At 71.9% G+C, this 11,792-nt stretch carries 11 protein-coding genes; 7 read left to right on the forward strand and 4 right to left on the reverse strand.

Annotated features, from left to right (window positions below; translation table 11 throughout):
- Positions 1 to 508 precede the first annotated feature (508 nt).
- Positions 509 to 1,939 carry an HNH endonuclease signature motif containing protein gene (locus tag ACYVOM_RS18160; RefSeq protein ID WP_460304585.1) on the reverse strand — a complete coding sequence of 477 codons (1,431 nt, stop codon included), beginning with the start codon at positions 1,937 to 1,939 and terminating at the stop codon, positions 509 to 511.
- Positions 1,940 to 2,274: 335 nt separating this feature from the next.
- Positions 2,275 to 3,804, reverse strand: a complete 1,530-nt coding sequence (locus ACYVOM_RS18165; RefSeq protein WP_460304586.1) for an N-acyl-D-amino-acid deacylase family protein — start codon at positions 3,802 to 3,804, stop codon at positions 2,275 to 2,277.
- A 148-nt stretch (positions 3,805 to 3,952) separates the two neighbouring features.
- On the opposite strand from ACYVOM_RS18165, the gene ACYVOM_RS18170 reads away from it, so the two are divergent.
- The 4 genes from ACYVOM_RS18170 (at position 3,953) to menC (ending at position 8,342) form a co-directional block, all read left to right on the forward strand.
- A complete protein-coding gene (locus ACYVOM_RS18170) occupies positions 3,953 to 5,311 on the forward strand; it encodes a serine hydrolase domain-containing protein (RefSeq protein ID WP_460304587.1) in 1,359 nt (452 codons plus the stop codon).
- Entirely contained in the window at positions 5,301 to 6,383 is a 1,083-nt protein-coding gene (locus ACYVOM_RS18175) for a M20 family metallopeptidase (RefSeq protein ID WP_460304588.1), read from the forward strand. The genes ACYVOM_RS18170 and ACYVOM_RS18175 overlap by 11 nt, the downstream gene beginning before the upstream one ends.
- Before the next feature lie 94 nt (positions 6,384 to 6,477).
- On the forward strand, positions 6,478 to 7,233 hold the full coding sequence (locus tag ACYVOM_RS18180) for a GNAT family N-acetyltransferase (protein WP_460304589.1): 756 nt from the start codon (positions 6,478 to 6,480) through the stop codon (positions 7,231 to 7,233).
- Positions 7,230 to 8,342 (forward strand): o-succinylbenzoate synthase, encoded by a 1,113-nt coding sequence (gene menC, locus ACYVOM_RS18185; RefSeq protein WP_460304590.1) that lies wholly within the window; start codon positions 7,230 to 7,232, stop codon positions 8,340 to 8,342. Before ACYVOM_RS18180 ends, menC begins: the two co-directional genes overlap by 4 nt.
- A gap of 17 nt (positions 8,343 to 8,359) precedes the next feature.
- On the opposite strand, the gene ACYVOM_RS18190 is transcribed toward menC, so the two are convergent.
- Both ACYVOM_RS18190 and ACYVOM_RS18195 read right to left on the reverse strand, forming a co-directional pair.
- Positions 8,360 to 8,509 carry a hypothetical protein gene (locus ACYVOM_RS18190; protein WP_460304591.1) on the reverse strand — a complete coding sequence of 50 codons (150 nt, stop codon included), beginning with the start codon at positions 8,507 to 8,509 and terminating at the stop codon, positions 8,360 to 8,362.
- The gene (locus ACYVOM_RS18195) at positions 8,506 to 9,075 is read right to left on the reverse strand and encodes an ATP-binding protein (RefSeq protein WP_460304592.1); all 570 of its coding nucleotides are present in this window, start codon (positions 9,073 to 9,075) and stop codon (positions 8,506 to 8,508) included. Before ACYVOM_RS18195 ends, ACYVOM_RS18190 begins: the two co-directional genes overlap by 4 nt.
- Between ACYVOM_RS18195 and ACYVOM_RS18200 the strand changes: the two genes are divergently transcribed.
- Genes ACYVOM_RS18200 through ACYVOM_RS18210 form a run of 3 tightly spaced genes read left to right on the forward strand, consistent with a single transcriptional unit; the run spans position 9,044 to position 11,711 of the window.
- Positions 9,044 to 9,868, forward strand: coding sequence for a DUF5753 domain-containing protein (locus ACYVOM_RS18200; protein ID WP_460304593.1), 825 nt, complete (start codon positions 9,044 to 9,046; stop codon positions 9,866 to 9,868). The genes ACYVOM_RS18195 and ACYVOM_RS18200 overlap by 32 nt on opposite strands.
- Positions 9,861 to 10,043: a DUF397 domain-containing protein gene (locus ACYVOM_RS18205; protein WP_460304594.1), complete on the forward strand. Its 183-nt coding sequence runs from the start codon at positions 9,861 to 9,863 to the stop codon at positions 10,041 to 10,043. Before ACYVOM_RS18200 ends, ACYVOM_RS18205 begins: the two co-directional genes overlap by 8 nt.
- Before the next feature lie 57 nt (positions 10,044 to 10,100).
- Positions 10,101 to 11,711: a PucR family transcriptional regulator gene (locus ACYVOM_RS18210; RefSeq protein ID WP_460304595.1), complete on the forward strand. Its 1,611-nt coding sequence runs from the start codon at positions 10,101 to 10,103 to the stop codon at positions 11,709 to 11,711.
- Positions 11,712 to 11,792: the final 81 nt, after the last annotated feature.

Below are 11,792 nucleotides of genomic sequence, written 5' to 3' on the forward strand. Positions count from 1 at the left end.
GCCCGCCGCGACCCGCCACCCGGTCACGCCGCCACCACCCGCGTGATGAGTTCCGCCACCTGCTCGACATGCCCGACCCTGGCTCCCGCTTGCTTCAGGCGAACGCCCCACCCGTCGGACTGTTCCGTCGTGGTCGCCCGGAGCTTGTCCCGCGCGACGACCGTCCGGTCGACCCGCGCACGGGACGCCCCGCCGGATTGAGGAGATACGACGTGCGCCCCCGCTCCCCGAGCTTCCGGCACCGATCCGCGAGCAGCAGATACGCGTCGCATGGGCAGCGCGGCCGGTGGCGGCGGTACAGCGGGACGATCCCCGACCGGTTCACCTTCTCGGTGGGTCTCGAACGGATGCGGGCCGTGCTTGCCTGCACCTGAGCCGCGGGGCCTCTGACGACCCGCATCCCCGTGTCAGTACGGGTTCACGATGGCGTCGGAGGCCTCGGACCGGCTCGGAGCTTCGAGCGGCCCGCGCGGCGCGGGGGTGCACGGCTGTAGGTCCCGTGTGTTCGTCATGCGGCTTGCCGGTGCGGCCATGGTGGGGCGATGGTGATCCGGGTACGGCCGTTGATCTTGGTTTCCCGGATGCGGTCGGGGTTGGCGGTGATCCAGGAGTTGTGCCATCGGCAGACCGGGGCGAGGCGGTCGATGTCGGTGGGGGTGCCGCCGATCCATCCGGCGCCCAGGTGATGTGCTTCGCACAGGTGGGAGGGGACCGGGCACCCGCGCACCGCGCAGGTCTCGTAGAGGGCTTTGAGGGCTCGTCTCTGCGCTGCGCTGGCCAGCCGGGCCGTCCTGCCCAGGTAGAGGGGGTGCCCTTCGGGGCCGAGGAGGAGAACGCTGATGCCGGCCTGGTAGGCGATGCGGCGGGCATCATCGGCATCGAGTTCGGTGCCGTCCCGGAGGCGCGCGGCCGGGACCGCTGTACCTGCGGGGCCTGCCGTGCTCGCTGACGTCGCCGTCTGAGCGGAGATCCCTGTGTGCGTTGAGGGTCCTGTGTGCGTTGAGGGCCCTGTGTGCGTTGAGGGTCCTGTGTGCGCTGAGGGCCCTGTATGCGCCGAGATTCCCGTGTGCGCTGAGGGCCCTGTGTGCGCCGAGGTCGCCGTGGCCGCGGGGGTGGCGGGACCGAAGGGGTGGGCGGAGCCTGTTTTCGCGATCCAAGCGGAGAGGTCGACCACGACGGTGATGCCGGCGTCGCCGTGGCCTTTGGTGATGCGGGCCATCATGGCGTCGGCTGTGCGCTGGGCGTGGTCGCGGTCGTCTTCGGTGCCCGCCGGTCTCATCAGCGGCGCGAGTGTCTCGGTGAGCGCCGAGGCGTCCTCGGGCTTGAGCCAGCCCTGCACGTGAGCGCCGCCGTCGATGCCCTTGGACATCCGCATCCACGAACGCTCGTAGCCGCGCCTGACGTCTTCGGGCGAACGATTCAGCGCGTCGTCGATGAGGGTCTTGATCCGCCTGCCGGCCTTGGCGGTCTCATCGGGAACGCTCCCGGCATCGGCCAGGCCGAGCAGGATCTCCTCGCCTGCCCGCAGGTCGTCGGGATCGGTGACCCGTTCCAGGGCCCCGGCGATCGTGGCCGCCTGCCCCCAGGGCAGATCACCGGACTTCAACCGGCCGCCCGTTTCGGGGAGGCGCGGCATCTGGCGCGCCGCCACCGCCAGCTCCTCGGCTCTCGCCGATCGCATCCCCAGATCGTTGCGCAACCACGCCGACACCGACTGGCGGCCCATCCGACGGTGCGCGCCGGTCGCCTCCACCCGTGCGACCAGCATCGCCAGGAGCGCATGCCCCAGATCCAGTGACCGGCTCACCTCGGAGGCCAGCTCCATCGCCGCGGTCCCCGACCCGGGAACCTCACGGCGCAGAAGCTCCGACAGCACGCTTCGAAGCATCCCGACCAGTTCCAGGTCCGGGACACCACCGATGTCATCGCGCTGCTCCATGCCCTCGAAGATACCCGATCGAAAACCAGTTCGAACATTTTCCGGCGAGTTTTTTTGAGCGTTTAGAACGTCCGATAAGAAAGGTTAATCTAATCCGTGCGATATGGCCGGTTGTGCCTGAGTGCTTCGGTTGCCGGGGCGGGGCGGGGCGGGGCGGCGGCTTCACCCGGGCGCCAGGCGCTCCCGCCCGGCGCGGCGCCCGAACAGGTCAGCCGGGCATTACGGCGACGAAGACCTCCAGCGCGGTGACGGGCACTGCCCCCACCACACCGGAGGCCTTCGCTATCGATCAAGCATCCGCACGCCCGTGTCGACAACGCTCGTGGACATGACGGCTAGCGGAGGACTCGGCCTTTGCGTTCGCCGGTGAAGGCGCCCTCGGTGATGACGGGGTCGCCTTCCAGGAGGACGTAGGGGATGCCGGCCGGCGGGTGGTGGGGAGAGGTGTAGGTGCCGGGATGGGAGACGGTGCGCGGGTCGAAGCAGGTGATGTCGGCCCAGGCGCCGGGGGTGAGAATGCCTCGGCCCTTCAGGGAGAAGGGGGCGGCGTTGGCGGAGGTCATTTTGCGAATGGCTTCGGGCAACGGGATGAGCGCGGCGTCTCGGACGTAGGCGCCCAGGAAGTGGGGGAAGCAGCCCCAGGTTCGGGGGTGGTCGAGGCCGAGGGGCATGCCGTTGTCGGAGCCGATGCCGAGGAGGGGGTCGGCGAGGAAAGTGCGGACGTCGGGTTCGGACATCATGGTGATGACCATGGTGGCGGCGGGGTCCGCCGAGATCAGGGCGCAGGCCGTCGAGAAGGGGTCGCCGGGGAGGTCGGCGAGGGTCCTGCCGACCGCCGACGGGTCGGTGTGGGTGGTGATGAGGACGCCCTCGGGGGTGGTGTCGCGCCAGAGGCCCGTTCCGCGCAGCGGCGAGGGGTCTTCGGCGGCTCTGCGCAAAGGCTCCAGGTCGCCTGCGAGTCGTGTGCGGAGCGCCTCGATTCCGCCTTCCAGGGCCGACGGGGGGAGCAGCGCCGACAGGGTGGTGCCGCCGGCGAGGTAGGGGTAGACGTCGCCTCGCACGTCGAGGCCCTCGGCGCGGGCATTGCGTAGTTTGTTCAGGATCATCCCGGCGCGGCCGTGATTGCGGGGGCCGGCGGTCTTGCAGTGGGAGACCTGGAGGGGGACCCGGGCCCTTCGGGAGATCTCGATGGCCTCGTCGAGGGCGTCGGAGAGGCCTGCGCCCTCGTCGCGCAGGTGGGTCGTGTAGGGGCGGCCGTATCTGTGGGCGACTTTCGCCAGGGCGACGAGCTCGTCGGTGTCGGCGAAGGAGCCGGGCGGGTAGATGAGGCCGCTGGAGAGGCCGCAGGCGCCCGCTGCGAACGCGTCGGCGGCCAGGGCGCACATCTCGGCGAGGGCCTTCTCGGAGACCGTAGGCTCCCAGCCGGCTACGGCCATGCGTAGTGTCGAGTGGCCGACGAGGGTGGCCATGTGGTTGGTCGGGCCCGCCTCCTCCATCGCCGCCAGGTATTCGGCGAAGGAGCCCGGAGTGACGGGCGCGCCCGCGTAGCCCGACATGACCTCGACGTCGCGCTCCAGCACGGGCGCGTAGGAGAAGCCGCAGTTGCCGTTCACCTCGGTGGTGACGCCCTGCAGGAGCTTGAACGGCTGCGCCTCGGGCAGGACCGGCACGAGGTCGGAGTGGCAGTGCGGGTCGACGAATCCGGGTGCGACCACCAGCCCCGAGACGTCCACGACCCGGCGTGCGGGCCCCGGCGAGGTCCCGACGGCCGCCACCCGGCCCCCCGAGACCGCCACGTCCGCCAGGACTCCGGGCGAGCCGAGCCCGTCGTGGACCTCACCGCCGCGCAGAACGAGATCGTGCATGGACGCCCACTGTAAGGACCCGCGCCGCGAGAAGCGCGAGTGAAGATGACAAAACCCGGGCGCAGGATTGTGAACATCTCTGATGAGCGCATGGCCCGCAGCGGGCTACATTGCGTCAGTTCTTCCGTGAAGTGTGAAGGAGGCCCCGGTGGACTGGGGTGGACGGCTCGCCGAACTGGCCGCCGCGCACGGGGTGCCGGGGGCGGCGCTGGCGGTGCGGCACCGGGGCGCGACGGCCGAGCACGCCACCGGCGTGCTGAGCACCGCGACGAACGTGCCGGTGACGCCGGATTCGGTCTTCCAGATCGGGTCGGTCACCAAGGTGTGGACGGCGTCGCAGGTGATGCTGCTGGCCGAGCGCGGCGACCTCGACATCGACGCGCCGGTGCGGGACGCCCTTCCGGAGTTCGCCGTCGCCGATCCCGTCGTCTCCGCGCAGGTGACGGTGCGGCAGCTGCTCAGCCACACCTCCGGCATCGACGGCGACCTCTTCCTCGACACCGGGCGCGGCGACGACTGCCTGGAGAGGTACGTCGCGGCCTGCGCCGGGCTGGCGCAACTGCACCGGCCCGGCGAGACCCAGTCGTATGTGAACGCCGCCTACAGCGTGCTCGGCCGGATCATCGAGAAGGCGACGGGCTCGGTATGGGACGCGGCCCTGCGCGAGATGCTCGTCGAGCCGCTCGGCCTGGACGGCGTCTGCACCCTTCCGGAGGAGGCGATCCTGCGCCGCGCCGCCGTCGGCCACCTCGGCAAGGGCGCGAAGCTGCGGCCGACCCCGCGCTGGGGGCTGATGCGGTCGGTCGGCCCGGCCGGGCTGATCTGCGCGACCGCCGCCGACACCGCCGCGTTCGGCACCGCCCACCTGGCCCCGGGGCTGCTCACCGAGGAGTCCCTGACGGCCATGCGCGCACCCCAGATCGAGGTGCCCAACCCGCACGGCCTCGGCACGCACTGGGGCCTCGGCTGGATCCTCGACACCTGGGAGGGCCGTCCCGTCCTGTGGCATTCGGGCAGCACCATCGGGCAGAACGCCTCCCTGTGGGTCCTGCCGGACGCCGACCTCTCCGTCGCGCTCCTCAGCAACGGAGGCAACGACGGAGCCTTGGCCGAGGCGCTGGCGCGCGAGATCTTCGCCGAGACGGCCGGGATCGCCATGCGGCAGACCCCCGAGCCGTCAAGCGAACCCGTCGCCTTCGATCCCGCCGACTACACCGGTGTCTACGAGCGCAGGCACGTCACCACGACGATCACCGAACGCCGCGCCGGGGGAGGGCCGTCCGGCCTGCACGCCAGGATCGAGGTGACGACCCCCGGGCTCGCCGACCTCGCCGAGCCGCTGGAGCTCACACTGTCCCCTGTCGACGAGGTGACGTTCACCGGCACCGCCGAAGGGAATCCCGCCAGGGTGCCCTTCGTCTTCCACCGGCTGCCGGACGGCTCCCCTCACGTCCACTACAGCGCGCGCACCAACCCGCGCACCCGGGCGGGCAGCGGTGCCGGCTGAGGCCTTCGACCGCGCGGAGATGACCGCGGACCTCGCCGCGCTGGTCTCCGCGGAGTCGCCCAGCGGCGACACCGCCGCGCTCGCCGCCTGCCGGGACCTCGTCGCGGAGATGGGCGCGCGGCTCCTCGGCGCCGCGCCCGCCCGGCACGGCGAGCACCTGCGCTGGGGCCCCGAGCGGCCCCGGCTGCTGCTGCTCGGCCACTACGACACCGTCTGGCCCGTCGGGACGCTCGCCGCCCGCCCGTTCGAGGTCGCCGGGACGCGCGCGACGGGGCCGGGCTGCTTCGACATGAAGGCGGGGCTCGTCCAGCTCTTCCACGCCCTCGCCCAGGTCCCGGGCAGAGCCGACGTGGGCGTGCTCGTCACCTCCGACGAGGAGACCGGGTCGTCGACGTCCCGCGCCCTGATCGAGGCGACGGCGGCGGACGCCGGAGCGGTGCTGGTCGCCGAGCCGAGCGCCGACGGCGCGCTCAAGACGTCCCGCAAGGGCCTCGCCCGGTACGACCTGCGGATCTACGGCAGGGCCGCGCACACCGGCCTCGACCCCGAGCGGGGCGTGAACGCCGCGCTGGAGATGGCCTACCAGATCCGCGCGATCGCCGCGCTCACCGCGCCCGCGCGCGGCACCACGGTCACCCCGTCGGTGTGCGCGGCGGGCAGCACCGTCAACACCGTGCCCGCGAACGCCTCGATCGCGGTGGACGTGCGCGCGTTCGACGCCGCCGAACTCGACAGGGTCGACCGCTGGATGCGCGAGCGCAGGCCGGTCCTGCCCGGCGCGCGCCTGGAGGTGCGCCCGGGCCCGCGCCGTGGACCGCTCCAGCGCTCGGCCTCGTTCGGCCTGTTCCAGCAGGCGGCCCGCGCCGCCGAGGACCTGGGCCTGGCCCCGCTGCGCGAGGCGTCGGTCGGCGGCGGCTCGGACGGCAACCTCACCGCCGCGCTCGGCGTGCCGACCCTCGACGGCCTCGGCGCGGTCGGCGGCGGCGCGCACGCCGAGGAGGAATGGGTGGATCTGCGGGCGATGTCGGAACGTGCCGCGCTGCTCGCCGAACTGCTGCGACGCCTGGCCTGACCGAGCCGTGCCCTTGGGTGATCGCACCAAAAACGGGCCTTCGGTTGGCTCTGCCGACGATGAGCGCGCACCCGCGGACGGGCAGGCTGGTCACGTGAGCGAGTTCGAGGTGCGCGAGGCGCACGACACCGCCGAGCACGGCGCGGCGACCGAGCTGATGGCCGAGGTGTGGGGCAAGCCCCTCGCCGAACCGGGGCTGCTGACGGCCCTCGTGCACTCGGGCAACTACGTCGCCGGCGCCTACCAGGGCAAGGAGCTCGTCGGCATCTCCTTCGGCTTCCGGACCGCCGACGGCGCCCTGCACTCCCACGTCACCGCGATCAGTCCGCACGTGGCGGGCCTCGGCATCGGGCGGGCGCTGAAGCTGCACCAGCGCGACTGGGCGCGCGACCGCGGCCTGAACGGCATCGTCTGGACGTACGACCCCCTGGTGCGCCGCAACGCGCACTTCAACATGCACGTCCTGGGCGCCCACCCCGTCGAGTACCTGCCGAACTTCTACGGGGCGATGCGCGACCGCGTCAACGAAGGGGTGCCTTCGGACCGGCTCTTCGTCCGCTGGCCCCTCGACGCGTCCCCTACGCCCGTCCCCGACAGGAGAGCCCTTGAGGACGCGGGCGCGCACGTCCTCCTGGGGCAGGACTCCGACGCCCCGGTCGAGTCCGATTACCGGGGCGTGCTCCTCGTCGCCGTTCCGCCGGACATCGAGCGGCTGAGGGAAGAGGATGAAGAGCGGGCGCGCAAGGCGCGGTACGCGGTCCGGGCGGCGCTCACCGGGGCGCTCGCGGCGGGCGGCCGGATCACCGGAATCACCCTCGACGGGCACTACGTGCTGGAGGTCAGGTCATGACGACGCTGGAAGGCCTGGAGCTGCGCTGGATCGACATCCCGCTGGTCTCCCCGTTCCGCACCTCGTTCGGCACCGAGACGGCGCGCCGGGTGCTGCTCGTGCGGGCCATCACCGGCGACGGTGAAGGGTGGGGCGAGTGCGTGGCGATGGACGAGCCGCTCTACTCCGCCGAACACGTCGACGGGGCCGCGCACGTCATCGGCGAGTTCCTCCTGCCGAGGCTCGGCGTCGGCGTCGATCCGTGGCGGGCCGAGGAGGCGTTCCGGCCGGTGCACGGGCATCCGATGGCCAAGGCGGCCGTCGGGGCGGCGCTCCTGGACGTGTGGCTGCGCGCCCGCGACACCTCGTTCGGGGAGTTCCTCGGCGCGGTCCGCCCGGCCGTCCCGTCGGGCGTGTCGGTGGGGATCATGGACTCGGTCCCGCAGCTCCTGGACGCCGTCGGCGGCTACCTCGCCGAGGGATACCAGCGGATCAAGCTCAAGATCGAACCGGGCTGGGACGTCGAACCCGTCAGGGCCGTCCGCGAGAAGCACCCCGACATCCTTCTCCAGGTGGACGCCAACACCGCCTACACGCTCGCCGACGCGAGGCACCTCGCGCGCCTCGACCCGTTCGACCTCCTCCTCATCGAGCAGCCCCTGCCCGAGGACGACATCGCCGGGCACGCCGCCCTCGCCCGCCGCCTCACCACCCCCGTCTGCCTCGACGAGTCCATCACCTCCGCCGCGATAGCCGCCGACGCGATAGCGCGCGGCGCGACCTCGGTGGTGAACATCAAGCCCGGAAGGGTCGGCGGCTTCCTGGAGGCCAGGCGGGTGCACGACGTGTGCGCCGCGCACGGCGTCCCGGTCTGGTGCGGCGGCATGCTGGAGACGGGGATCGGCAGGGCCGCCAACGTCGCCCTCGCCGCGCTGCCGAACTTCACCCTGCCCGGCGACACGTCCGCCTCGTCCCGGTACTTCGCGACCGACGTCACCGAGCCGTTCATGCTGGAAGACGGAGCCCTGAAGGTGCCGACGGGCCCCGGCATCGGCGTCACCCCGGACCTGGACGTCCTGCGCGAACTCACGGTCCGGACGGAGTTCCTGCCGGCCGGCGTCAGGACCTGAACATCGGCCGGCCCACGTCACGACCGGTGGTGCCGGCCCTGGGGCCGGAGATCCTCGTAGAGGATGGTGCCGAGCCCCGCGAGGAGGCCCAGGGCCGTGACGGTGAGGGCGGTGAACCCGGCCAGCCCCCAGGAGGTGCCGGTGACGGCGGCGCAGAAGGTGCTCACCACGCGAGCACCGCCCAGACCACCTTGCCGCCGCGGGTCGAGGGCCGGACGCCCCAGCTTTCGGCGAGAGCGGCGACGATGCCGAGCCCTCGGCCGCTCTCGGCGAAGCCCCCGGGTGCCGCGTCGGCGATCGCGCGAAGGTCCCGCCAGGAGAGGTGGTCCCACACCTCCAGGAGGCACCGGCGCGCACCCATGCGCACCGAGCAGGTCGGGTGGGGCGCCCCCGGCGCGCTCGCGTGCACGCACGCGTTGGTGCAGAGCTCGCTGACGACGAGCCCGAGCGCGATCCGCGCGTCCTCGGGCACCCCGAAGTTTCGCGCGAGCACCGCGACATGGGATCGCGCCGCCCTCGGCCCGGACCCGTCCCGCAGCCCGAGCGGCACTTCCCGCCTGGGCCTCCCGGGGGGAGATTCACGTTCCATCGCGGCCATGCCGATCCTCCGTCCAGTGCGCCTATGTCGAGGACAGATGTAGCCCGGCCCGGCTAGCGTTGTTCTGTCTGTTCGAGATATTCGAGACAACGAGGAGTAGGCGGTGCCGCGCACTCGGTCACTGGACCCTTCCATCTCGATTCACCACAGAATTGGCTACGACCTGCGCTTCTTTCGGCTCAGGGCAGGCCTCACCGGGGAGCAGCTGGCACCGATAATGGGAGCCCAGCGAACCCATGTCTCGAACTACGAGACGGCGAAGTCCGGCTGGCGTCTCCAAGAGCGTCACGCCAAGGCGCTCGACGAGCACTTCGACCTGCCGGACCACTTCCAGAGGCTCGTCCGGGAGGCCTCCGCGAGGCATTCGGAGAACTGGTTCGCCGAGCACCTGCACGTCGAGCAGGCCGCCGAGGAACTGTTCCTCGCGGCCCTCGACGTGATCCCCGGTCTCCTTCAGACTGAGGCCTACGCCCGCCGGGTCCTCACCGAGGCCGGCGACTCCCCTGACATCGAGGCGGACGTGGCGCAGCGCATGAACCGTCAGCGAATCTTGGACAAGTCCAAACCCCCGCTAATGTGGGCTCTAATGGATGAATCGGTCATTCGGCGGATCGTCGGGGATCGGCTTCTCATGGCCGAGCAGTTGGCGAAAGTGCTCGAAATGGCGAGCCGGCACGAGATCAGTATCCGGATCATCCCTTTTGAGGCGGGATGGCATCCGGGTGTCTCCTCGTCCTTCAAGGTCATGCGGGTGAACGGCCAGATGCAGGCGTACACCGAGACGACAGGGGGCGGGCGGCTCCTCGACGACCCGGAGACCGCCAGAACGTTCGAGTTGCGGTTCCGCCGGATGGGCGAGAAGGCTCTGAGCGCCGCCGCGTCAGGGGCACTGATCACCAAGACCATGAGGGAGTTGTGCGATGAGTGAAGAGCTGAAGTGGTTCAAGTCCTCGCGGAGCCAGGGGCATCAGACCGACTGTGTCGAAGTCGCGTTCGGTGAGGGGGATCGGCACTTTCGGGACAGCAAGGCTGCCGAGGGGGAGGTGCTGACGGTCGGGCGGGAGGTCTACCGGGCGTTCGTCGCGGCGCTGAAGGCGCGGTAGGGGCGGATTCTCCGGTCGGGATGCGCGGCTGGAATCAGCGGGCCGTAGCGTGGGCGCATGGCGTCCGGTTTGAAGCGATTGCTGGAGGATCTGGGGTCCACGGTCGTGGGCTTCGCCGTGCTTCCCGCCGAAGGCGGCGAGGTCAGCGGGGTGCACATCCACGACCCGTTCGAGGGCGATGCCGGGCTCGTTCCCGGCTCGCTCGTCCTCGGGGTGGGACTCGACGGGGCGGCCGAGGAGCCCGTCGCGGCGCTGCTCGCGGAACTCGCCCGCTGCGGCGCGGCCGGGCTCATGGTGAAGGCCGCTTCGCCTCCCGGGGAGGCGCTGCGCAAGGCGGTCGCCGATACCGGGGTCGCGCTCCTCGGCCTGACCCGGGCCGCGTCCTGGGGGCAGATCGCGGCCCTGGTGCGCTCCCTGCTCGGCGACGGCGCGACCGGCGCCGACGAGAGCGAGGCCGACCTCTTCGCCGTCGCGAACGCCGTCTGCGCGCTGCTGGACGCCCCCGTGACGATCGAGGACCGCTCCTCGCGCGTCCTCGCCTACTCGGGACGCCAGGAGGAGGCCGACGAGTTCAGGGTCGAGACGATTTTGGGGCGGCGCGTCCCGGAGCGGTTCATCCGCCTCTATGAGGAGATGGGGTTCTTCCGGACGCTCTACCAGAGTCACGAACCCGTCCACCTCGACGTGCCCGGGATGCTGCCGCGCGCGGCGGTCGCCGTCCGGGCGGGCGACGAGATCCTCGGCTCGATGTGGGCCGCCGTGCGGGAGCCGCTCACCGCCCAGCGCGCGGCGGCCTTCGCCGACGCGGCCAAGATCGTCGCGCTGCACCTGCTGCGCCGCAGGGCGGGCTCGGACATGCAGCGCAGGCTCCGCGCCGAACTCCTCGCCACCGTCCTCACCCGCGGCGAGCAGGCCGCCGAGGCCGCCGCCCGCCTCGACCTCGCCACCAACCGGGTCTGCGTACTGGCCGCCCAGCTCACCGGGGAGGGCGAGGCGCGAGGGGAGAGCCGCCTGAGCGCGCGGGCCGAAAGCGAACGCCAGCGCTTCTGCGACGCCCTGGCCCTGCACGTCGGAGCGGTCCACCCGCGCGCGGCCGCCGCTCTCGTCGGGAACATCGCCTACGCGGTCCTGCCACTCACCGGCAGCCGGTCCCGGGCCGTCCAGATCGCCGAGGACTTCCTGGCCCGCGTGGGCGCCCGCCATCCCGCCAACATCGGCGTGGGCCGCCTGGCCCGCTCCCTCGCCGACATCACCCGCTCCCGCGACGACGCCGACCGGGCCCTGCGCGTCCTGCGCGAACGGGGCGCCACAGGCCGGGCCGTCACCTTCAGCGACGTCCACTTCGACTCCCTGCTCCTGCAGCTCGCCGACCTCGCCGCCGAACAGGACCAGCCCCCCACGGGCCCCTACCGCCGCCTCCTCGACCACGACCGCGAGCACAACACCGACCTCTGCGCGACCCTCGCCGCCTACCTCGACGCCTTCGGCAACGTCAACGAGGCCGCCGCCGCGGTCCGGGTCCACCCCAACACCTTCCGCTACCGCCTCCGCCGCCTCACCGAGATCTCCTCCCTCGACCTCACCGACCCCAACGCCCGCCTCGCCACCATGCTCCAGCTCCGCCTCTACCCCCCGTCCGCCTCCCCGCCCCGCCCCACCGACCCCTGACGCCTCCCCGGGTCCCGCCTGCCGGGGGTTGACTCTTGTGTCCGGATTGTCTGTGCGGATCGACAAGCGGGCGGGTGGGGC

It is taken from the genome of Actinocorallia aurea (genome assembly GCF_054783995.1).